Below are 21,766 nucleotides of genomic sequence, written 5' to 3' on the forward strand. Positions count from 1 at the left end.
TCAGACTCCGGGGTAGAGCGGGTGCTTGGCGGCGAGCGCCTCGACCCGTCCGCGCAGGTGGGCGATCTCCGCCTCGGACCCGTCGCCGCGCAGCGTCGCCGCGATGACGTCCGACACCTCGGCGAAGTCGGCGGCCTCGAACCCGCGGGTGGCGAGCGCGGGGGTGCCGATCCGCAGGCCCGAGGTGACCATCGGCGGCCGGGGGTCGAACGGCACGGCGTTGCGGTTGACGGTGATCCCGGCGGCGTGCAGCCGGTCCTCCGCCTGGCGGCCGTCGAGCTCCGACTCCCGCAGGTCGACCAGCACGAGGTGGACGTCGGTGCCGCCGGACAGGACGCGCACGCCGGCCGCCGCCGTGTCGGGGCGCAGCAGCCGCTCGGCGAGGATCCGGGCCCCCTCCAGCGTGCGGCGCTGGCGGTCGCGGAACCACTCACCCGCGGCGATCTTGAACGCCACGGCCTTGGCGGCGATGACGTGCTCCAGCGGGCCGCCCTGCTGCCCGGGGAACACGGCCGAGTTGATCTTCTTGGCCAGCTCCCCGGTGGACAGCACGACGCCGCCGCGCGGGCCGCCGAGCGTCTTGTGCGTGGTCGTCGTGACCACGTGCGCGTGCGGCACGGGCGAGGGGTGCAGCCCGGCCGCGACGAGCCCGGCGAAGTGCGCCATGTCCACCATCAGGTACGCCCCGACCTCGTCGGCGACGCGCCGGAAGGCCGCGAAGTCGAGGTGGCGGGGGTAGGCCGACCAGCCCGCGATGATCAGCTTGGGCCGGTGCTCGCGGGCCAGCCGCTCCACCTCGTCCATGTCCACCAGGCTGTCGCTCTCGCGCACGTGGTAGGCCACCACGCGGTAGAGCCTGCCGGAGAAGTTGATGCGCATCCCGTGGGTCAGGTGGCCGCCGTGGGCCAGGTCGAGACCCAGGATCGTGTCGCCCGGCTCCAGCAGCGCGGCCATCGCGGCGGCGTTGGCCTGGGCCCCGGAGTGCGGCTGCACGTTGGCCGCCTCCGCGCCGAACAGCGCCCGCACGCGGTCGATCGCCAGCTGCTCGACCACGTCGACGTGCTCGCAGCCGCCATAGTAGCGCCGGCCCGGGTACCCCTCGGCGTACTTGTTCGTCAGGACCGAGCCCTGCGCCCGCATGACCGACACGGGGGCGAAGTTCTCGCTGGCGATCATCTCGAGGGTGGACTGCTGGCGGCGCAGTTCGTCGCCGATGGCCGCGGCGACCTCGGGGTCGACCTCGTCGAGCGGCGCGTCGGCCAGCGATTCGGGTGGGTTCACGGTGAATCCTCCAAAGACGCCGCGTCAGCCGCGGAGACGTTCCATTGCCGGGTCGAAGAGCGGCTCCTGCGCTACGACGGCGGGGACGCGCCGGTCGAAGTAGCCGATGTGGACGACCTGGCCGGGAGCGGACAGCTCGACCGGGAGCCAGGCGTAGGCGACGCCCTTGCCGACGGTGTAGCCGTAGGCGGCGCTGGTGACGTAGCCCACGCAGGAGTCGCCGTCGTACACCGGCTCCTTGCCCATCACGACCGCCTCGGGGCCGTCGATCGTGAGGCAGGTGAGCCGGCGGCGCACCGACTCGCGCCGGGCGAGCAGGGCGGTGCGGCCGATGAAGTCGCCCTTGTCCGGCTTCACGGCGAACCCGAGGCCCGCCTCGTACGGGTCGTGCTCGTACGTCATGTCGGTGCCGAAGGACCGGTAGCCCTTCTCCAGCCGGAGGCTGTTGAACGCCCCCCGGCCGCCCGCGACGATCCCGTGCGGCAGCCCGGCCTCCCACAGGACGTCCCAGAGCTTGGCGCCCATGTCGGCGGTGGTGTAGAGCTCCCAGCCCAGCTCGCCGATGTAGGACAGGCGCAGCGCGGTCACCGGCACCGGGCCGACGTACCCCCGCTTGGCCCGGAAGTAGCGGAAGCCGTCCTTGCCGAAGTCGGGGCCGGCCAGCGGCTCCACCACGTCGCGGGCCCGGGGCCCCCAGACGCCGACGCAGCAGGTGCCGGCAGTGATGTCGCGGATCACCACGTCGCCGGTGGCGTGCCGGTGGAACCAGTCGAGGTCGAGGTTGCCGTTGGCGCCGACCTGGTACAGGTCGCGGCCGAGGCGGGCGACCGTGATGTCGCTGCGGATGCCGCCGTCCTCGTCGAGGAGCAGGCAGTACGTCACCGAGCCGACCGACTTGTCCACGTCGCCCGTCGACAGGCGCTGGAGGAAGGCGGTGGCGCCCGGGCCGGCCACCTCGATCCGCTTCAGCGCGGTCATGTCGTACAGGGCGACCGTCTCGCGGGAGGCCTGGGCCTCGGCGCCGACGATCGGGGACCAGTGCCGGGACGCCCAGTCGCCCGGGTGGGGGATGTCGCGGCCGTCGAGCAGGGCGGCGTTGGCCTCGTACCACTGGGGGCGCTCCCAGCCGGAGGCCTCCAGGAAGTACGCGCCCAGCACGCGCTGCCGGGTGTGGAAGGGGCTGGTGCGCAGCGGCCGCAGGTTCGCCGGGGGCTCCAGCGGGTGGATGATGTCGTAGACCTCGACGTAGTTCTGGCAGTCGCGGGCCAGCACGTAGTCGGGGGCGAGCTGATGCGGCTCGAACCGGTTGACGTCGCACTCGTGCAGGTCGAACGACGAGCAGTGGCCGTCGGCCAGCCACTCGGCCATCGCCCGCCCGACGCCCGCCGAATGGGTCACCCACACGGCCTCGGCCACCCAGAAGCCCTTGACCTCGGGCGACTCGCCGAGCAGCGGCATGTTGTCCGTCGTGAACGAGAAGAGCCCGTTGATGCCCTCCTCGATCTTCGTCTCGCCGGTGCCGGGCAGCAGCGACCGGGTCTCGGCCCAGGCCGGGGCGAAGTCGTCCTCGGTGAACGGCGTGACCGACGGCATGACCTCGGCGGCGTCCACGGAGAGGATCTCGTCGGCGGTGATCGGCATCGGCCGGTGGCCGTAGTAGCCGATGCCGAGCCGGTCGAACCGCTCCCGGTAGTAGAGGTCGCTGTCCTGGTGGCGCAGGATCGGCCGGACCGCCTCCTCGGCCTGCCCGTGCAGCCCGGGGACGGGTCCCGTCCAGGCGAGCTGGTGGGCGAGCGGCGTCAGGGGGAGGGTCATCCCCACCATGCGCGCGACCCGGGGGCCCCAGATCCCCGCGCAGCACACCACCACGTCGGCCGGGATCTCCCCGCCCGAGGTGAACACGGAGGCGACCCGGCCGTCCACCACGCGGATGTCGAGCACCTCGTGGCGGTCGAGCACCCGCACGCCCCGCTCCCGGGCCCGGGTGAGCTGGACGTCGACGGCGCGCACGGCCTTGGCCAGGCCGTCGGTGGGGACGAAGAGCCCGCCGAGCACGCGCCCGACGTCCAGCAGCGAGTGCCGCTCGACGCACTCGCCGGGCGTGAGCAGGTGGGCCTCCAGGCCCCAGGCCGTCGCCCATCCGTGGCGGCGCCGCAGCTCGGTGAGCCGCTCCGGCGTGGTGGCCACCTCCAGGCCGCCCACCTGCAGGAAGCAGCCGAGCGCGCTCAGCTTCTCGACGGTGTAGCGGGCCATCTCGGTCATCGTCTTGGAGGAGTTCGTCTGGAACACCAGCCCGGGGGCGTGGGACGAAGAGCCTCCCGTCGCCGGCACCGGGCCCTGGTCCACGACCGTGATCTGGTCCCATCCCTTGGCGGACAGCTCCTCCGCGAGGGCTGCCCCGACGACCCCGGCTCCGATGATGACGACGCGTGGCCCTGCCATACACACCTCCGTCGTTGCGCATTCCGAAACGACATGCGCGTCCCGCAACAATGTCCCCCGTTTGCCACGGCACTGTCAATAACCGGTTCCGGCCTCACCGGGGGCGCATCGTGCCTGTTGGGAGGCATGCCTGAGACGCCCGCGGCGGGCGGGCGTCTCAGGTGGCATCTCAGGGACGGAACCAGTTCTGGGGACGCGGGTCGATGTTCTGCCAGACGTGCTTGATCTCGCGGTACTCGTTCAGCCCGGTCGGCCCCAGCTCGCGCCCGACGCCGGACTGCTTGAACCCGCCCCACTCCGCCTGCGGCACATACGGGTGGTAGTCGTTGATCCAGACGGTGCCGTGCCGCAGCCGGGCGGCCACCCGCTGGGCCTTCCCGGCGTCCCGGGTCCACACGGCCCCGGCGAGGCCGTAGTCGGTGTCGTTGCCGAGCCGGACCGCCTCGTCCTCGTCCCGGAACCGCTCGACGGTCAGCACCGGCCCGAACGACTCCTCCCGGACCACCCGCATGCCGCGGTGGCACTCGTCCAGGACGGTCGGCGGGTAGAAGTGACCCGGGCCGTCCAGCCGCCGGCCGCCGCACCGCAGGACGGCGCCCTCGGCGATCCCGGCCTCGACGTACGCCTCGACCTTGGCGAGGTGGGCGGCGGAGATCAGCGGCCCGGTCTCGGCGTCGGGGTCGAACGGCCCGCCGAGCCTGATCCGCCCGGCCCGCCGTACGACCTCGTCCACGAACGCGTCGTGCAGCGAGTCCTCGACCAGCAGCCGCGCCCCGGCCGAGCAGACCTGCCCGGAGTGGAGGAAGACGGCGGTGAGCGCGAAGTCGACGGCGGTGTCGACGTCCGCGTCGGCGAAGACGATGTTCGGGTTCTTGCCGCCGAGCTCCAGCGCGACCTTCTTCACGGTGCCCGCCGCCGCGGCCATGATCGTCCGTCCGGTGGCCAGACCCCCGGTGAAGGAGACCATGTCCACGTCCGGGTGCTCGGCCAGCGGCGCGCCGGCCTCCGCGCCCGCCCCCAGCACGAGGTTGCCCGCGCCCGGCGGCAGCCCGGCCTCCTCCAGCAGGCGCATCAGCAGGATCGCGGTGGACGGCGTCAGCTCGCTCGGCTTGAGCACGAACGTGTTCCCGGCCGCCAGGGCCGGGGCCACCTTCCACGACGTCTGGAGGAGGGGGTAGTTCCAGGGTGTGATCAGCCCGCACACGCCGACCGGCTCGTAGACGATCCGGCTGACGGCGTCGGGGCGGCCGGTGTCGACCACGCGGCCGGCGTCCGTGCCCGCGACGCCGCCGAAGTAGCGGAAGCAGCGCACGACGTCGTCCACGTCGTACTCGCTCTCGACCAGCCGCTTGCCGGTGTCCGTGGACTCGGCCGTGGCGATCTCCTTGCGGTCCCGCTCCAGCAGGTCCGCCACCCGCAGGAGCAGCCGGCCGCGCTCGACCTCCGGCGTGCGCGGCCACGGGCCCTCGTCGAACGCCTCGCGGGCCGCGGCGATGGCGCTCTCGGTGTCGGCTCGGGTGGCCTCGGAGACGGTCGCCGCGAGCGTGCCGTCGGCCGGGCAGCGGATCTCCCGGGTGCCGCCGCCGGACGCCTCGCGCCACCGGCCGCCGATGTACAGATCCTTCACGCCCGCTCCTGGGTCTCACGGTGCCGGTAGAACTCCGCGTGCTCGGGCGGCAGGGGAGTGTCGCCCAGGATCAGGTCGGCCGCCTTCTCCGCGACCATCATCACCGGGGCGTAGATGTTGCCGTTCGTGACGTACGGCATGACGGAGGCGTCCACGACCCGCAGGCCCTCCAGGCCGTGCACCCGCATCGTGAGCGGGTCGACCACGGACATCTCGTCGACGCCCATCCGGGCCGTGCAGGACGGGTGGAGCGCGGTCTCGCCGTCCCTGGCCACCCAGTCGAGGATCTGCTCGTCGGTCTCCACGCCGGGGCCGGGCGACAGCTCGCCCGCGTTGAACGCGTCCATGGCGGGCTGGTTGAGGATGGCGCGGGCCACCCGCACCGCCTCCACCCACTCCCGCCGGTCCTGCTCGGTGGACAGGTAGTTGAAGCGCAGCGCCGGCTTCACCCGGGGGTCCGCGCTCTTGATCTTCACCGAGCCCCGGGCGTCGGAGTACATCGGGCCGATGTGCACCTGGTAGCCGTGCCCGCCCGCGGGTGAGCTGCCGTCGTACCGGACGGCGACCGGCAGGAAGTGGAACATCAGGTTGGGGTAGTCGACGTCGTCGTTGCCGCGGACGAAGCCGCCGGCCTCGAAGTGGTTGGTGGCGCCCGGGCCCTTGCGCAGGAACAGCCACTGCGCGCCGACCCAGGGCCGGTTGCGCCACTTCATCGCGGGCTGGAGGGAGACCGGCTGCTTGCAGGCGTACTGGATGTAGACCTCCAGGTGGTCCTGGAGGTTCTCCCCGACGCCGGGGAGGTCGTGGACGACGCCGACGCCGAGGCGCTTGAGCTCGGCGGCGTTGCCGACGCCGGACACCTGGAGGAGCTGGGGCGAGTTGATCGCGCCGCCGCACAGGATGACCTCGCCGGCCCGGACCGTCGTCCCGTTGTACTCGACGCCCACGGCCCGGGTGCCCTCGAAAAGGATCTTGGTGACGAAGGCCCGGGTCTTCACCTCAAGGTTGGGGCGGTTCATCACCGGGTGCAGGTAGGCCCGGGCGGCCGACAGGCGGCGGCCGCGCCGGATGTTGCGGTCGAACGGGGCGAACCCCTCCTGCCGGTAGCCGTTCACGTCGTCGGTCAGCGGGTACCCGGCCTGCTGCACGGCCTCGAAGAACGCCCGGAACAGCGGGTTGGTCGCCGGCCCGCGCTCCAGCGCCAGCGGCCCGTCGTGCCCGCGCATCGGGTCGTCCGGCGCGGCGGCCAGGCAGTTCTCCATCCGCTTGAAGTACGGCAGGCAGTGGGCGAAGTCCCACGTCTCCATGCCCGGGTCGGCGCCCCAGCGCTCGTAGTCCATCGGGTTGCCGCGCTGGAAGATCATGCCGTTGATGCTGCTGGACCCGCCAAGCACCTTGCCCCGGGCGTGGTAGATCCGGCGGCCGTTCATGTGCGGCTCGGGCTCTGACTCGTACTTCCAGTCATAGAAGCGGCTGCCGATGGGGAAGGTCAGCGCCGCCGGCATGTGGATGAAGACGTCCCAGATGTAGTCGGGCCGTCCGGCCTCCAGCACGAGCACCCGGGTCGAGGGATCGGCCGACAGCCGGTTCGCCAAGGCGCTCCCAGCTGAACCACCGCCGACTATGACAAAGTCGTACATGTCTGCCTCCGGGCAGGATGATATTGATATGCGCAATAGAGTGCACCATTCGCAACGCGCGCCGGCCGTGGAGGCCGCGTCCGCGCGCTACAGTCCCGCTATGGCCGACGAATCCGCGTCCGCGCGCTCCGAGAGTGGCGGCGTCCAGTCCGTCGACCGGGCCGTCAGCATCCTGGAGATCCTGTCCCAGCGGGGGGAGGCCGGGGTGAGCGAGATCGCCCTGGAGATCGGGGTGCACAAGTCGACGGCGTTCCGGCTGCTCGGCGCCCTGGAGTCGCGGGGCCTGGTCGAGCAGGCCGAGGACCGAGGCAAGTACCGCCTCAGCTTCGGGATCATCCGCCTGGCCGGCGGCGTCGCCGCGCGGCTCGACCTCACCCAGCAGGCCCGCCCGGTCTGCCGCCGGCTGGCCGAGGAGATCGGCGAGACCGTCAACCTCGCCGTCGCCCGCTCCCACTACGCCGTCAACCTCGACCAGGTGCGCGGCCCGTCCGCGGTGACGGCCCACAACTGGGTGGGCCAGCTCACGCCCCTGCACGCCACCTCCAGCGGCAAGGTCCTGCTCGCCCACCTCGATGAGCGCCGGCGGGCGCAGCTCATCACGGCCGCCGGCCTGGAGAGCTACACCCCGAACACGGTGACCTCCCCCGACGTGCTCCGTCAGCAGCTCGACGAGGCACGCCGGAGGGGGTACGCGGTCACCGTGGAGGAGTACGAGATCGGGCTGAACGCCATCGCCGCCCCGATCCGGTCGTACGAGGGGGACGTGGTGGCCGCCGTCAGCGCGTCCGGCCCGGCCTACCGGTTCAGCGAGAAGCGGATGCACGAGCTCGCTCCTTCGCTCGTCGCGGGCGCCGACGACATCAGCCACCGCCTGGGCTACGTCGGCTGACCGGTGCCGAGCCGGTCGAGCACCCACTCGTGGAAGGCGCCGATGTGGTGCTCGGTCGGCACCAGCACGCCGCCCCGCGCGTACGCGCGCGACCCCATCGCCGGCTGGCAGCGCTCGCAGGCGTCGAAGTCCTGGACGTTGACCCGGTGGAACAGCTCCACGGAGGGCTCGATGTCCCGGCCGTCCTCCACCACGTCGGCGCGGAACAGCCAGTCGCACTCGACGATCGTGCGGTCCACCGCGAGCGGGAACATCCGGTGCAGGATCACGTGGTCGGGCACCAGGTTGAGGAACATGGTCGGCTTGACCGTCAGGCCGTAGTAGCGCCGGTCCTGGGTCTCGCTCACGCCGGGGATGCGGTCGACGCCGGCCGAGCCGTCCACGGTGAAGCCCTCGACGCCCTCGCCGAACTCCGCCCCGTGCCCGACGTACAGCTGGGTGGCGAGGCCGTCGGCGAACTCCGGCAGCACCTCGGTGAGCTCGGGGTGGATCGTCGCGCAGTGGTAGCACTCCATGAAGTTCTCGACGATGAGCTTCCAGTTCGCCTTGACGTCGTAGACGATCCGGCGGCCCAGCGCGAGGTTCTCGATGCCGTAGTTGTGGACCGCGTCGAGGTCGCCCAGGCGCCCGGCGACCTGCGCCTGCACCTCCTCCTCGAACGGCCGCGGCTCGTCGGCCAGGCACACCCACACGTACCCGAGCCACTCCCGCACGTGCACCTTCACCAGGCCGAACTCGACGCGGTCGATGTCCGGCATCCTGCTCAGGTTGGGCGCGGCGATGAGCTTGCCGTCCAGGTCGTAGGTCCAGGCGTGGTACGGGCACTGGAATGCGCGGCGCACCTCACCGGACTCCTCGGTGCAGATCCGGGCGCCCCGGTGCCGGCACACGTTGAGGAACGCGCGGATCGAGCCGTCCTTCGACCGGCTGACGATCACGCTCTCACGGCCGATCTGCACGGTGCGGAACGCCCCCGGCTTCGTCAGGTCGGCGGCCCGGACGGCGCAGAACCACATGGACTCGAAGATCCTCGCCTGCTCCAGGCCGAAGACGTTCTCGTCCGTGTAGTAGGTGCCGGGCAGGGTGGCGATGACGCTCGGAGGAAGGCTGCTCGTGGTCACGCCGCGCCGCCTTCCCCGGTCCGCGTCGTCCGCCATGACGGGGTGGCCGTCTGCTGGTTCACTTCCACTCCTTATCCCTCGGCGAGATCCCCGAGTCGCTCATCGCGCGCCGACAGGCTCGATCCGGCGGCGCCACCGGGTGAACTGGCGCACCTGGTCCACCCCGAGGACGGCGGTCGTCCGGCCGTCCCTGCGGTAGACCGCCAGGAAGCTGCGGGCGTCCGGATCGCCCTCCTCGACCGTCACCTCGTCCTCGGGCCCGGCGTGGCCCGCGAACTGCACGCGCCGGCCGTACTGGTCCGACCAGAGGTACGGCGGGGCGGCCTGGTCGGGCGCCGCTGTCCCGCCGGACAGGAGTGTGGACACCGCCGTGGCGGGCCGCTGCGCCGCGCCGGTCCAGTGCTCGACCCGGTGGTGGCGGCCCAGGCCGGGATCGAACCAGGAGGCGCAGTCGCCGGCCGCGACGACGCCGGGCACGCTGGTGCCTCCTCCAGCGTCGCACAGCACTCCGTCGCCCACCTCGACCCCCGCGCCCTCCAGCCACTCGACGGCGGGACGGGCGCCGATGCCCGCCAGCACCACGTCGGCCGGCAGCCGCCGCCCGTCCTCCAGCAGCACGCCGTCGACCCTGCCGTCGCCGGTCAGGGCCCGTACCGCGACGCCGCAGACGACCCGCACGCCGTGGTCCTCGTGCAACCCGGCGAGGACCGCGCCCATTCGCGGGCCGAGGGCCCGGGCGAACGGCGCGGGGGCGACCTCGACGATGACGACGTCCAGGCCGAGCGTCCGGGCGGTCGCGGCGACCTCGGCGCCGATGAACCCGGCGCCGATCACGACGAGCCGCCGCGCCCCGGCGAGGTCGGCGCGCAGCGCGCGGGCGTCGTCGACCGTGCGCAGCGTGTGGACCCCGCCGAGGCGCCACGGAAGCTCCCGGGCCACGGCGCCGGTCGCGATCACCACGCCGTCGGCCTCGACGGACGTCCCGTCGGCGAGAGGGACCGCGAAGCCGTCGCTCCGCCGCTCCAGGCCTGTGGCCGCGGCCCCGAGCCGCCACTCCGCGGCGAGGTCCTCCCCGTCCGCCTCCAGCACCAGGTCGGCCTCGGCGAGGTGCCCGGCGAGGAACTCCTTCGACAGCGGCGGCCGGTCGTACGGCCGGTGGGGCTCGGAGCCGATCATCGTGATCCGCCCGTCGAAGCCCTGGGCACGCAGGGCGCGGGCCGCGGACAGCCCGGCCAGGGACGCGCCGACGACCGCGACCGACCTCACGCCGACCTCGAGCGGACGCCCGGCGGCAGGTTGGGCGGCAGGTCGGACGGCTCGACGTAGACCGTGCCGTCCTCCACGACGACGCGATGGGTGCGGACGGGCGCCTTGGCGGGCGGCGCGTCCACCTGCCCGGTGCGCAGGTCGAACCGCGACGCGTGCAGCGGGCACTCCACCTCGCACCCCTCCAGCCATCCGTCGGCCAGCGAGGCGTCCTGGTGGGTGCACGTGTCGTCGATGGCGTACAGCTCGCCGTCCTCGGTGTGGAACACGGCGATCGGCGGGTCGGCGTCGAGACGGATGGCCTCGCCCCGGGGAAGGGCCGCGAGGGGGCACGCAGGGATCATGCAGCAGTCCCCAAGTTGTGTAAAGCGGAACAAGAAGCGCTATGCGCAACAGATTGCGGTGCGGGCCATCCAAAGTCAAGAGGCGACAAATCGGGCTAATCGTGCTAGTCCCGCTATTTCCCAGTGAGGCCCGCGGACATGCGAAAGCGGCCGGACCGGGCACCCCGGGGCGCGGGTGCCGGTCCGGCCGCGTGACCGGAGGAGGGATCAGGCGTTGACGGGCGTGCGGCCGCGGACCTGGAGGGTGGTCAGCAGGCCGACCACGACGGTGACGGCGCCGGCGATCCAGGCCGTCCAGGCCGCGGAGGCGTGGCCGTCGAAGCCGAAGGCCCACGGCGAGACGAACAGCAGCGCGCCGAAGGCGGCGGTCACCCAGGAACTCGCCCCGCCGGCGCCGAGGATCGCCCAGAGCGCGGAGACCACGAGCAGGGCGCCGAGGAGGAGCAGCGGCTGGTTGGCCGCGTTGACGTCGCTCGCCCAGAAGAACGGGGCCAGCACCGACACCAGGCCGGCGATGAGGGCGACGACGTCGGACAACGATCTCGTGAGATCCATCCGGGCCTCCGATGTGGGAGAGATGACCTGTTTGATCCCGACGGTCTGCCTGATTGACCGCCCGGTCAACACTCCGGACAGTCAGTGTTAGCTAACTGGCCGTGACACGACCGCCCGGGCGCCGGGACCCTCGGCGCCGAGGGTGCGGACGGGGACGCGGCCGTCGCCGAGGTGTGGACGGGCGCGGGGACGCGGCCGTCGCCGGATGGGCGGGTGCCGGGGTGTGGGCGGGCGTCGGGGTGTGGGCGTGCGTCGGGGTGTGGGCGGGCGCCTGTGTCAGCGGAAGAGCACGAGACGCACGGCCTCGTCGATCGGAACGCCGCCGCCGATCAGTTCGAGCACCCGGTGCCGGGTGTCGGGGGTGTCGAGCAGGGCGGCGATCACCGAGGCGACGTCGTCCCGCGGGACCGCCCCGCGCGGAAGCGGCGGGTCGGCCAGCGTCACCAGGCCCGAGCCCGGCTCGTCCGTCAGCCGGCCCGGCCGCAGGATGGTCCAGTTGAGCGGACGCGAGCGCAGGTCGTCCTCGGCGGCCGTCTTCGCCGCGACGTAGGCCGCCCAGACCTCGTCCGAGCCGGGAGGCGGCGGCGACCCCGCGCCCATCGTGGAGATCTGGATGAAGCGCGCGACGCCCGCCCGCTCGGCGGCGTTCGCCAGGAGCACCGACCCTCCCTGGTCGACGGTGTACTTGCGGGCCACGCCGCTGCCGGCCCCGGCGCCGGCCGCGAAGACCGCCGCGCCCGCGCCCAGGAGGACGCGGGCGACCTCCTCGACCCCGGCCGTCTCCAGGTCGCACAGCACGGGCTCAGCGCCGGCCCCCCGCACGTCGTCCGCCTGAGCGGGATCGCGGATCAGGCCGACCGGCGCGTCGCCGCGCTCCGCCAGGATCCGTTCCAGCCGGAGCGCGATCTTCCCGTGCCCACCCGCGATCACCACGCGCATCGGTCGTTCCTCCCCGTTGTCGGTCGCCGAGGCGGCTCGGCGACGATTCCGGGCCGGATACGGCGGCGTACCCACTTCGTCCGTTCCGCACCGGGCGCGCGCGAAACCGCCGAGAGCGAGTCGCGAAACAGGGATGCCCTCCGGTTACTTCTTGTGATAGTCATGTAACCGTCAGTGATCGGTAAGGGTTCGTGCCCGCGCGTATCCGAGGATGGTCATGCTGGTCTTGGTACTCGCAGTCGTCGCCGCGGTCGGCCTGGTGGCCCTGGCCGCCTTCCTGTTCCGCATGTTCGACCACGGCACCGACGACCGAGATCCGCGGGGGATGTCGGCGGGCCACGCGGGCTCCATGCTGTCCTCGCTGTTCCTGCTGGTGTTCGCCATCGCCGTCGTGGTTCCGTGGGCCACGGCCGACTCCGCCCGGCAGAACACCTACGCCGAGAGCCAGGCCCTCGTGGAGACCTACTGGGCGGCCGGCGGCCTCCCGTCGCCCGACGGCGCCCAGGTGCAGGACGAGCTGCGCGACTACACCCGGTACGTGATCGGCAAGGAGTGGCCGGCCATGGCCGGGGGCGCGTTGAGCACCGAGGGCACGACCCGGCTGGAGTCGATGCGGACCCGGGTCGCCGCCCTCCAACCGGCGGGCGACGACGCGCGCGAGGCCAGGAGCGCCGTGCTCGACCGGATGGCCGACCTGTTCTCGGCGCGCCGCCAGCGGGCCGCCGACGCGCGGACGTCCCCGCCGCCCGGCGTCCTACTGCTGACGATCGTGACCGGTGTGGTGGTCGTGCTCTACCCGTTCATCGCGGGCGCCCGGCCGCGCGGCGCCGCGCTCCTCCCGATGACGCTGATGGCCGGCCTGCTCGCGATCGGCGTCTACCTCGCCTTCGACATCGCCCACCCGTTCAGCGGAGGTCTCGCCGTACGGCCCGACGCGTTCGTGAACGCCCTGGACGAGTTCCAGCGCATCCCGGAGGGCCGGTGACATGAGACGCGCGATGGCGGGAACCCTCGCCGGCCTCGCACTCGCGGCCACCGCGGCCACGGCGCCGGACGCTGGGGCGGTAGGGCGGCCGCCCGGGAACGGCACGGACGCGGTGCTGGTCGAGGCCGCGGTCGGGCGGGACGATCCCGGTCCCGGCCTCGGGGTGGCGGTGTGCGCCGAGGTCCACGTGCTCGTGGATCTCCGCGCCGGGCTCGGGCTCGGCAAGGTCCCGTGCCGGCGGGAGGCGCCGGCTCCCGCCCGCCCGCCTGGCGCCCCGCCGCCGGAGCGCCGCGCGCCGCCGGCCCATCGGGCGAGAGACGTCGCGCCTGCGCCGCCTCCGCGGCACGTTCCCCTGGCACGACCCCGTCCGGCCCCGACCCCCTCGCCGTCGCCCCGGCCGAGCCCGTCCCTCACACCGGCGGTCCGTGAGCCCGTCATGCACGCCGAGACGCGCATGCGGCCGCGGCCCCGCCCACTCCTCGGCACGGTGGCCGTGGTGGTGATCCTCTCCGTGATCATCGCCGCTGGAGCCGCCGTCGCCTTCGGCACCCTTCGCTGATCCCACGGCTCGTTCCCTCTGTGGGCTCGCGATGGGGCCGGCGCCCGGCCGGATGCGCTGGTGGCTCGCATCCCGGCCGGGCGCCGGTGTGGCCTGGCCGCAGTGCCGGTCGCGCCGGCGACGTGGTCCCGGTCGTGGTGCAGGTGCGTCGCGGCTGTCGCCCTGCTCGTGGGGCGGGTCGCACGGCGGCTGTCGTCCCGGTTGTGGGGCGGGTCGCGCTGCGGCTGTGGCCCCGGGCGCGGTGCGGGCCGCACGGCGGCAGTCGTCCGGTCGTGGGCCGCGGGGCCCTGGTTCCGGCTCGCGCTCAGACGGCGCCGGTCGCCCGGGCCAGGACCTCCTCGGTGGTGAGCGGACTCCTCGGGTGGTGGCTCAGGCACAACGGCGCCTGGAGCTTGCGGAACCGCGCGCCCTCGACGGCCGCGTAGAACTGGCCGGACCGCAGCCGGGCGACGTCCGCGACGTCGCTGCCCTTCGCCTTGGCCATCTCCCGGGCCGCCGTGATGTGGACCGGTGCGTTCAGCAGCCCGAAGAACTGGGTCGACGCGTTGCCGGGGATCCCGTTGTGCAGCCCCTTCGGTGCCTGCGTCGCGAACACCAACCCGAGGCCGTACTTGCGCGCCTGCGCCGCGAGGGCGAGCGTGCTGCGGGTGCAGGCTGTCATGGCCCCCGACGGCGCGAACGTCTGCGCCTCGTCCATCACGAACAGGCCGCCGAGCGGCCGTTCGCCGGCGGGGTGGCGCTTGATCCAGGCGAACAGCGCGAGCTGCAGCTGGTTGACGAAGCTCTGCCGCTGGGCGTCCGACGGCAGCCCGGCGAGGTTGATCACCGACACCCGCGCGCGCCTGCCTTCCGGAGGCGTCAGCAGGACGCCGGGGTCCACCGGCGTGCCCCGGCCCGCGAACAGCGGATCCATGACCACGGCCGCCTGCAGGTTCTGCGCGATGTCCGATGCGATCTTGGATGCGCCCTCGATCGTGCTCACGCCGTCGGGCAGGTCGTCCAGCAGGGCGATCAGCCTGGTGAGGCCCGTCATGCCACGCCGTCCGTAGTGCTCCACGGCCTCGCGGAGCACGGCCTGACCAAGATGGGCCTTGGACGTCCGGCCCTCCAGCTTGGCCCGCGGCACGAGAGCGGTGACCGCGGCGTCCACGGCCTCGGTGAACTCGTCCGGGTCGTCCAGGACACTCGCGAAGTCGGGCAGCGGCTGGAAGCTCAACGGCCGGCCGCTCTCCCTCCCCGGCGTCCAGACCACCACGTCGGTGCCGGCGAGGTAGTCGTCCGCCCTGGCCGCGTCGCCGGGGCCCCACCGGTCGGGCGGCTCCGGCCAGGCCTCGCCCAGCCGGGCCAGGTCGTTGTTGGGGTCGAGCGCGATGGTGGACACGCCCTGGAGCGCGCACTCCTCGATGAGGCGGCGGATCAGCACGGTCTTCCCGGAGCCCGATCCGGCGAAGATCGCGGTGTGCCTGCGGAGGGCCTCCAGCCGGATCCGCACCAGCTCGCCGTCGGCGATGGTCGCGCCGATCGTCACGAACGGCGCCTCCTGCCCGGCCCCGTGCCCCGCGTCACGGCCGGTCTCATGCCCCGCGTCCTGCCCTGCTTCATGCCCGGTCTCGGCTGCCGCGGCTGCCGCCCCAACGGCCGCCGGCGGCTGCGCGGCCGGCGCCGTCGCCGTCCCTGACGCGGGCGACCCGGTGGCCGGTCCGGTCGTCGTGCGGGCGGCGAGCGACCGGGTGCCCGCTCCCGTCGCCGTCGCGGCCGTGGGCGACGGGATACCGGGTGCCGTCGTGGCGCCCGGCGACGCCGCTGCCCGCGCGGATGTCGGGCGTGGCTCGTCCTGCACCGGCGCTGCCTGGCTGGACGGTAGACGCGTCCCCTCCTGCAACGGCGCCACCTGCGGGGACGCCGGGATCGACTCGTCCCGCACCGGCGCTGACTGCCTCGACAGTAGGTCCGGCAGCGGCGCCACGAGTGGGGACGCCTGGAGCGGCTCCTCGCGCAGCGGGGCGGAGACGGACGTCTCCGATGCGGTCGCCGGCGGGGCTTCCTGGCCGGTCGCCGGGGCGGGGGCCGGAACGGTCTGGAGGGGTGAGGCGGCGGTCTCCAGGCCCGGCACGCCGCGCGTCCTGGTGGCGTTCGCCGTCGAACCGGCCGGCTGGGCGGCGGCCGGGGCGGTGCGCGTCCGCCTGGCCGACGGGGGCGGCGCGGCTACGCGCGGGGGCGCGCCGGCCGGGGCCGCCCAGGCGTCGCCGAGCGCCTCGCCGAACAGCTTCACCTCGCTCGTCGGCCGCCGGGCCGAGAGCCAGGCCTGCAGGTCCGGCGGGTTGTCCGCCAGAATGTGCCGCAGCGCGGCGAAGATCCGCAGATCCTCCTCCTCGACGGCCACGACCCTGCCGCCCGACTGCTCGAACACGGCCAGCGCCTCCTGTGTGCGCGGGCCCTTGGCCCAGCCCAGGTTGCGGAGCACGAACAGCCGCCGCTTGGGGGTCCCGGCGCTGAGGCCGGAAGCGAGGCACGCCTCGCGCAGCCGGTTGAGCGCGGCGATGTGATTCGGCGCCGCGATCGCCCGGAAGCTCCAGTGCGCCTCGTCCTCCCGGCTCTCGTCGAGGGTGCGGCGCAGACGGGCGTGCAGCGGCGGCTTCCTGCTGGGCGCCGGGTCCTGGGAGAACGCCCGGCCCGCCTCGCCCAGCTCCATGATCCACGCCGACAGCCCGGCCGACAGCAGCGCCGGCATCGCCGCGTCCTCCGTCGCCGGGTCGAGGGCCTCCGCGACCCGGGCCGTCTTCCTCAGCTCGGCGAACCGGGCGTCGAGCGCCACGAGCGCGTCCGGCTCGATGATCGGGTCGGGACCCACGACAGGGTGCCCGGTCAGGCTCTCCAGCTCGGTGACGGCGCCGTTCAACAGACACGACCGGACGTGTTCGTCGATGCGGATCAGCAGCTGACGGGGCGTGTACTGAGCGGCCTCGGCGAAGGCCGACTCCTTCACCGGCCAGGTCGGGTACGGGGGCGTGAACCCGGCGGCCCCGTACTGCGCGGAGAACCGCTTCTCCACGAGGGCCAGGCCGGTCGCGGTGTCGGGGATTCCCTTGAGGGGTGTCGTCTCGCGGAACCGGTCCCGCACGGTGGAGGTGGCCTGGTTCTTGATGAGGATCCAGGTGGTCGGCAGGCACGAGACGACGGTGAGCGTACGGCGGGTGATCTCACGCAGGTGCATGAGGCCGCCGGCGACCTGCTCGACGATCAACGCCTCGCGCCACGACGCGTCGGTCGTCCCGGCGGTGGCGATCGAGGACTGCGCGAGCAGGACGTCGATCTGGTCGACCGCGATCACGGACGGCCCGGTCAGCGCGAGCAGCCGGGACAGGTTCCCGACGATCTCCTGCGGCGAGGTGCCGAGCGTCCGGAATCCCCAGGCCGCCCGCTCGCCCTGCCTGCCCTCCGGCGCGGACCAGAGGTACGCGTCCCCGACGTCCTGCGCGGCCAGGTCGTCGCAGCCCCGCAGGACCAGCGCCCGCGCGGTGTCCTGGACGTCGCGGCCGGCCTTCCCGTCGTAGCGGCGCAGCGCGTGGATGAACCCGTCGAGCCGATCGCGCGTCAGCGGCGCCTCTCCGGTCACGGACGCGCGGACCTCCGCCGGCGCCTCCGCGAGCACGGACAGGCGCCACAGGAGCTCCCCGAGCTGGCTCTGCGATCCCGGCATCGGGCGGGACAGGCTGTCGAGCATCGACAGCAGCACGCTGTCCCAGAAGCCGCGCGCATCGAGCAGGCTGATGAGGAAGAAGTAGCCGTCCTCCTCGTGGGCCTTCTGCCGCACCCAGCCGAGCAGGTGCGTCTTACCGGTGCCCCGCTGGCCCTGCACCGCGACGCCGATCGGGCTGGCGCCCTCGCTCTCCTCGGCCTCGATCAGGCCGTTCAGGATCACCTGGACCGTGTGCTGGTGCAGGGACTCGACGTGGAACGGCGACGGGCGCCAGACGTCGTCGGCCACCTGGGCGTAGTTGAACCGCAGCGCCGCCAGAGCGCCGAACTCGCCGGTGGCCATCATGCGCCGATCATGAGGAGGTGCTTGGCCTGGTCCCCGATGACGACGGCGGCGTCCCGGTCGTCCGGCGTCAGCGCCTTCTGGTTGTCGAAGGGGACGATGTGCACGTCCGGCAGGCCGATCATCCGGCGCAGCACGGCGTCGACGTCCTCCCGGGTCGCGCCGCCGAGCAGCGGCCGGATCCTCGCCAGGCCCACCCAGGCGTTCGGCCCGTCCGCGAGCCGCCGGTACGCCTCCCGGATCAGCGCCTCGACATCGGGCGCGCTCTCGACCTCCGGCCGGCTCTCCGCGTCCGGCGTGCTGTCGGCGTCCTGCGTGCTCTCCGCCTTCAGCTCGGACTGCGCAGCGACGGCCGCCTCGTCCTCCGGAAGGTCGTTGTCGGGCGCGAAGATCTCGGCCAGGCTGGTGTCCGTACGCCGGAGGTGGCGGTGCAGGCCGGCGGCGAGCGCGCGCAACGCCGCGCCCGCCGACCCCGTGGGCGCGTTGATCCCGTTCGCGAACTCCTCGGCCACCCGTGCCCAGCCGGCGTCGGTCAGCAGATGGGAGTACGACCGGCCCTGCTTCCAGCTCTCGACCAGCTTGAGGTCGTTCAGGCGGGTCCGGTCCTTGCCGGTGAGCGTCAGGCCGTAGCGCTCGGCGAGCTCCGGGTTCGAGATCTCCTTCGCCTCGACCATCAGGACGAGGAGGGCCGCGGTCTGGGGTGAGGAGAGGGGCTTGTCAGGCATGGGGTGTCGATCCTTCGAACGTTCCAGAGCGGCGCTGGTGAAGGAACCGCTCGAGTTGGCGGAGCACGATGTCCATCTCGGTCATGATCTGGTCGTTGGTGAAGCGCAGGACGGCGTAGCCGTCCAGTTGGAGGCGCACGTCACGCCGCCGGTCGGCCTCGAACACGGGCGGCCTGCGGTGCTCGGGGCCGTCGATCTCGACCGCGCAGCGCTCGGCCCGCCACATCAGGTCGACCCGTACGGCGGGGAGGATCGGGGACGCCCGATGGAGCTGGTTCCAGGCGCGCCCGGCCGCCCAGGGGAGCGCGGCCAGCGCCGCCTCCAGGGACTTCTCGGCCCGGCTCGCCGGATGGGGGAAGCCGATGACGGCCGGGTAGCCCAGCCGCGAGGCCGCCGCCTCGCCGCCCACCTCCAGCGGAGAGCCATCGGATACACCGCCGCCGGGTGACACGGCACGGCCGCGAGGAGATCGGCTGCCGGAGTGCGCGCCCGCGCCGGCGCCGTCCGGCACCGCGCCGTTTCCGCCGGCCTGGTAGGGAGGAACGCCTTCCGGCGGCGCGGCGGGAAGCCGTACGGCGGCTGTGGGGACCCGGTCGACGGCGAGGAGCGGCGCGCCCGCGAGCCAGACGCCGAAACCGCCGTGGTGGGCGAGCCACTCCGACGCCGCGACCAGCACCTCCTCGCCGGTTGGGGAGAGCCCCGGCGGGACGAGCACGAGCAGCGCGGCGCTGTCGCGACGGAAGCCGGCCGCGATCACGCGGGCCAGCCCCGCCGCCCGCACCTCGGGCGCGAAGCGACGGGCACCGGCACCCCCGCCGCCACCTCCGGCATTCGCACCGCCGCGTTCGGCGAGCGCGGCCCTGAAACCGGCGCCGCCGTGTCCGGTGTCGGCGTCCTCGAGTCCGGCGACCGAGCGGCCGCCCACACCGCCACGTGCGGTACCGACGTCCGGGGCGGACGTGGCGCGGAGGGAGCGTTCGGCAAGGTCGGCGAGGAAGGGACCGAAGTGACGCGACGAGGAGGCCGCGGAGAGGGCGAGGGCCCGTACGGCGGCCGCGTCGGCCCCGCCGGCGTCCCCCACACCCTCGGCGCCCGGCAGCCAGGCGGGGAACAGGTCCCCGGCGGCCCGGTCAAGGTCGGACAGCACGGCCGCCACCAGCGCGCCGACGGACGACGCCGGGGGAGGGGCATACGTGAGGACGGCGGGCGCGTCATCCGGGAGCGGATCGAGCGGCGGGGCCGTCTCCACGCGCACCACCCGGCCCGTCGGCAGCCGCGCCCACGCTCCCGTCACGGCGGATCCTCTGCTTCGAGATCATCAGAACCGGGCCGAGGTTATCCCTCCGCGAGGCTCTCCGCAGCCGCTTCTCCGCAAATCCCCGCATGTCCCCATGAAGCGGTGATCGACCCGTCGATGGGCCGGCGCCGACCCCCTCAGGGGTGGCGCCGGCCCGCGGTCGAGGGGCTCCTAGAAGACGGGCACCCCGTCGCGGACGAGCTTCCAGTTGGCCTCGGCGAACGTGGCCGGGTCGATGGTGCCCGACGCGGTGGCGTACTCGATTAGCGCCTGCCGGATCTCCACCTGGGCGTTGTAGACGACCGGCGCCGTGGAGACGTGCGGGAAGCCGCCGCCGCCCGACTGGCGGTAGTTGTTCACCGCCACCACGAACTGCTGGTCCGCCGCGACCGGCGTGCCCTGGTACGACAGGTTGACGATGCGCTGCCCCACCGGCTTGGCGATGTCGACGTCGTACGTCACGCCCGACAGCTGGTCGTAGTTGTAGTCGGGGGTGCCGGCCGCGTTCGTCAGCGTGGCGAGGTCGATCGGCGCGCCCGGCGCCACCTGGGCGAAGTACTTGGCGGAGTACTCCAGGTAGTCCTTGATCTGCGCCCCGGTCATCTTCACGCCCAGCAGCGTGTTGTCGTACACGTACAGCCCGGCCATGTCGCGGACGCTGACGGGCCCGGCGGGGAAGACCGCGGTGCGGCTGAACGGCGCGGCGATCGACAGGACGGGCAGCGACGCGTCGGGCGTGCCGGCGACGGCCTTGCTCACGAGGTCGGTCTGCACCTTCTGGATGTAGTCGAGGATCGGCGTGTCCTTGTACGGCGACTCGGCCGCCGACAGCTGCTCCTTCGACTGCGCGATGACCCGGTTGACGTACCCGACCGTCTTGTCGTGCTGGTCCTTCATGAGAGCGACGATCGCCGGGTCCTCGGGGACGGTGTTCGTGTTCAGCGTGGTGGACGACTTGCCCGTGACGGTCCACGCGCCGCGCTGCTTGGCGAGCGTGAAGTCGACGACGCTGAGGCGCTGGCCCCACTTGCTCGGCTCGGTGAGCAGCACCTGCTTCCCGGTGACCTCGTTGGTCACGAACCGCTGCGGCACGTCGTTGTGGGCGTGGCCGAACAGGACGGCGTCGATGCCGGGAACCTTCTGCGCCACGAGGGCGGCGGCGTTCTCCACCGGCAGGTCCGTGCCGTACGACGACAGGCCGTTGTCCCCGGCGTGCGCGGTCACGAGGACGACGTCGGCGCCGAGGGAGCGGATGACCGGCACCCACTTCTTCGCGGTGTCCACGAGGTCGAGGAACCTGAGTTTGCCCTCGACGTTGGCCTTGTCCCAGATCGCGATGCCGGGGTTGGTGAGGCCGAGCACGCCGACCTTGATCGGCTTTTCGCCCGTGACCTTCATGGTCTTGATGACGAACGGCAGGTAGGCGGGCAGGCCGGTCTTCGCCGACACCGCGTTCGCGCCGAGAACGGGGGCCTTCATCTGCTTCACCCACGCGGCCAGCAGCGGCAGGCCGTAGTTGAACTCGTGGTTGCCCAGCGTCACGGCGTCATACCCGATGGCGTTCATGGCCTTGGCCATGGGGTGGGTCTCGCCCGTCTGCGTGATCGGCTCGACCTTGGCGTAGTAGTAGTCCAGCGGGGTGCCCTGGATCGTGTCACCGGAGTCGAAGAGCAGGGTGTGCCCGGCGCCGCGGTCGGCCCTGATCTGCTTGACCATCGTCGAGACCTTGGCCAGTCCCACGTCGTTGTGGGCGCTGTCGTCGAACTCCGCGTTCTTGTAGTAGTCCCAGTTCAGGGCGTTGCCGTGAATGTCGGAGCTGGCCATGACGGTGATCGTGACGGTGTGGCCGGAGTTGGCGGAGGCGGGGGTGGCGGCGGCGAGGAGACCGAGGGCCGCGACGGCGGCGCCGGCGATCACCGCCCGGCCGGTGGCTGAATACATGGGCTGTGACGATAGTGATATTGCGTCACCTAAGGGTCACAAGTTTCTTAAACGGACATGTCGCGCGACGTGACAGGGGAGCGTCCGACCAAATCACGCCACGGGGGTAGAAC

At 73.0% G+C, this 21,766-nt stretch carries 16 protein-coding genes; 3 read left to right on the plus strand and 13 right to left on the minus strand.

Annotated elements, in window-relative coordinates; genetic code table 11:
• The 4 genes from glyA to betA form a co-directional block, all read right to left on the minus strand.
• Window positions 1-1,281: a serine hydroxymethyltransferase gene (glyA, locus tag Mco01_RS10860; RefSeq protein WP_036331716.1), complete on the minus strand. Its 1,281-nt coding sequence runs from the start codon at window positions 1,279-1,281 to the stop codon at window positions 1-3.
• 24 nt (window positions 1,282-1,305) lie between these two features.
• Window positions 1,306-3,723, minus strand: a complete 2,418-nt coding sequence (locus Mco01_RS10865) for a GcvT family protein (RefSeq protein ID WP_204056750.1) — start codon at window positions 3,721-3,723, stop codon at window positions 1,306-1,308.
• 169 nt (window positions 3,724-3,892) lie between these two features.
• Window positions 3,893-5,341 carry an aldehyde dehydrogenase family protein gene (locus tag Mco01_RS10870; RefSeq protein WP_239103510.1) on the minus strand — a complete coding sequence of 483 codons (1,449 nt, stop codon included), beginning with the start codon at window positions 5,339-5,341 and terminating at the stop codon, window positions 3,893-3,895.
• A 5-nt stretch (window positions 5,342-5,346) separates the two neighbouring features.
• A complete protein-coding gene (gene betA, locus Mco01_RS10875) occupies window positions 5,347-6,990 on the minus strand; it encodes a choline dehydrogenase (RefSeq protein WP_204056752.1) in 1,644 nt (547 codons plus the stop codon).
• Between the two features lie 100 nt (window positions 6,991-7,090).
• Here betA and Mco01_RS10880 point away from each other — a divergent pair, with 100 nt between their 5' ends.
• Window positions 7,091-7,879, plus strand: a complete 789-nt coding sequence (locus Mco01_RS10880) for an IclR family transcriptional regulator (protein ID WP_204056753.1) — start codon at window positions 7,091-7,093, stop codon at window positions 7,877-7,879.
• On the opposite strand, the gene Mco01_RS10885 is transcribed toward Mco01_RS10880, so the two are convergent.
• The 5 genes from Mco01_RS10885 to Mco01_RS10905 form a co-directional block, all read right to left on the minus strand.
• A complete protein-coding gene (locus Mco01_RS10885) occupies window positions 7,867-9,000 on the minus strand; it encodes an aromatic ring-hydroxylating oxygenase subunit alpha (RefSeq protein WP_372444816.1) in 1,134 nt (377 codons plus the stop codon). The genes Mco01_RS10880 and Mco01_RS10885 overlap by 13 nt on opposite strands.
• A 99-nt stretch (window positions 9,001-9,099) precedes the next feature.
• Window positions 9,100-10,266: an NAD(P)/FAD-dependent oxidoreductase gene (locus tag Mco01_RS10890; RefSeq protein ID WP_204056755.1), complete on the minus strand. Its 1,167-nt coding sequence runs from the start codon at window positions 10,264-10,266 to the stop codon at window positions 9,100-9,102.
• A complete protein-coding gene (locus Mco01_RS10895; protein WP_036331726.1) occupies window positions 10,263-10,610 on the minus strand; it encodes a bifunctional 3-phenylpropionate/cinnamic acid dioxygenase ferredoxin subunit in 348 nt (115 codons plus the stop codon). The genes Mco01_RS10890 and Mco01_RS10895 overlap by 4 nt, the downstream gene beginning before the upstream one ends.
• 207 nt (window positions 10,611-10,817) lie before the next feature.
• A complete protein-coding gene (locus Mco01_RS10900) occupies window positions 10,818-11,165 on the minus strand; it encodes an SPW repeat protein (RefSeq protein ID WP_204056756.1) in 348 nt (115 codons plus the stop codon).
• Between the two features lie 276 nt (window positions 11,166-11,441).
• Window positions 11,442-12,104 carry an NAD(P)H-binding protein gene (locus tag Mco01_RS10905; protein WP_204056757.1) on the minus strand — a complete coding sequence of 221 codons (663 nt, stop codon included), beginning with the start codon at window positions 12,102-12,104 and terminating at the stop codon, window positions 11,442-11,444.
• 217 nt (window positions 12,105-12,321) lie between these two features.
• On the opposite strand from Mco01_RS10905, the gene Mco01_RS10910 reads away from it, so the two are divergent.
• Together Mco01_RS10910 and Mco01_RS10915 are read left to right on the plus strand one after the other, a co-directional pair.
• Entirely contained in the window at window positions 12,322-13,089 is a 768-nt protein-coding gene (locus Mco01_RS10910; protein WP_204056758.1) for a bestrophin-like domain, read from the plus strand.
• A 13-nt stretch (window positions 13,090-13,102) separates the two neighbouring features.
• Window positions 13,103-13,648 (plus strand): hypothetical protein, encoded by a 546-nt coding sequence (locus tag Mco01_RS10915; protein WP_204056759.1) that lies wholly within the window; start codon window positions 13,103-13,105, stop codon window positions 13,646-13,648.
• 304 nt (window positions 13,649-13,952) lie between these two features.
• On the opposite strand, the gene Mco01_RS10920 is transcribed toward Mco01_RS10915, so the two are convergent.
• From Mco01_RS10920 to Mco01_RS10935, 4 genes are all read right to left on the minus strand, one after another.
• A complete protein-coding gene (locus tag Mco01_RS10920; protein WP_239103506.1) occupies window positions 13,953-17,693 on the minus strand; it encodes an ATP-binding protein in 3,741 nt (1,246 codons plus the stop codon).
• Window positions 17,690-18,415, minus strand: a complete 726-nt coding sequence (locus tag Mco01_RS10925; protein WP_204056760.1) for a hypothetical protein — start codon at window positions 18,413-18,415, stop codon at window positions 17,690-17,692. Before Mco01_RS10925 ends, Mco01_RS10920 begins: the two co-directional genes overlap by 4 nt.
• The gene (locus Mco01_RS10930; protein ID WP_204056761.1) at window positions 18,408-19,709 is read right to left on the minus strand and encodes an endonuclease domain-containing protein; all 1,302 of its coding nucleotides are present in this window, start codon (window positions 19,707-19,709) and stop codon (window positions 18,408-18,410) included. The genes Mco01_RS10925 and Mco01_RS10930 overlap by 8 nt, the downstream gene beginning before the upstream one ends.
• A 174-nt stretch (window positions 19,710-19,883) precedes the next feature.
• Window positions 19,884-21,653 (minus strand): bifunctional metallophosphatase/5'-nucleotidase, encoded by a 1,770-nt coding sequence (locus Mco01_RS10935; RefSeq protein WP_204056762.1) that lies wholly within the window; start codon window positions 21,651-21,653, stop codon window positions 19,884-19,886.
• Window positions 21,654-21,766 lie beyond the last annotated feature (113 nt).

The organism is Microbispora corallina, assembly GCF_016863035.1.
In the GTDB taxonomy this organism is placed as follows: domain Bacteria; phylum Actinomycetota; class Actinomycetes; order Streptosporangiales; family Streptosporangiaceae; genus Microbispora; species Microbispora corallina.

Excerpts from the sequence above, each read along its gene's own strand:
- Mco01_RS10900 (WP_204056756.1), bottom strand. The coding sequence starts at position 11,165 with ATGGATCTCACGAGATCGTTGTCCGACGTCGTCGCCCTCATCGCCGGC.
- Mco01_RS10920 (WP_239103506.1), bottom strand. The coding sequence starts at position 17,693 with ATGATGGCCACCGGCGAGTTCGGCGCTCTGGCGGCGCTGCGGTTCAAC.
- Mco01_RS10915 (WP_204056759.1), top strand. The coding sequence starts at position 13,103 with ATGGCGGGAACCCTCGCCGGCCTCGCACTCGCGGCCACCGCGGCCACG.
- Mco01_RS10865 (WP_204056750.1), bottom strand. The coding sequence starts at position 3,723 with ATGGCAGGGCCACGCGTCGTCATCATCGGAGCCGGGGTCGTCGGGGCA.
- Mco01_RS10880 (WP_204056753.1), top strand. The coding sequence starts at position 7,091 with ATGGCCGACGAATCCGCGTCCGCGCGCTCCGAGAGTGGCGGCGTCCAG.
- Mco01_RS10910 (WP_204056758.1), top strand. The coding sequence starts at position 12,322 with ATGCTGGTCTTGGTACTCGCAGTCGTCGCCGCGGTCGGCCTGGTGGCC.
- Mco01_RS10935 (WP_204056762.1), bottom strand. The coding sequence starts at position 21,653 with ATGTATTCAGCCACCGGCCGGGCGGTGATCGCCGGCGCCGCCGTCGCG.
- Mco01_RS10925 (WP_204056760.1), bottom strand. The coding sequence starts at position 18,415 with ATGCCTGACAAGCCCCTCTCCTCACCCCAGACCGCGGCCCTCCTCGTC.
- betA (WP_204056752.1), bottom strand. The coding sequence starts at position 6,990 with ATGTACGACTTTGTCATAGTCGGCGGTGGTTCAGCTGGGAGCGCCTTG.
- Mco01_RS10895 (WP_036331726.1), bottom strand. The coding sequence starts at position 10,610 with ATGATCCCTGCGTGCCCCCTCGCGGCCCTTCCCCGGGGCGAGGCCATC.
- Mco01_RS10905 (WP_204056757.1), bottom strand. The coding sequence starts at position 12,104 with ATGCGCGTGGTGATCGCGGGTGGGCACGGGAAGATCGCGCTCCGGCTG.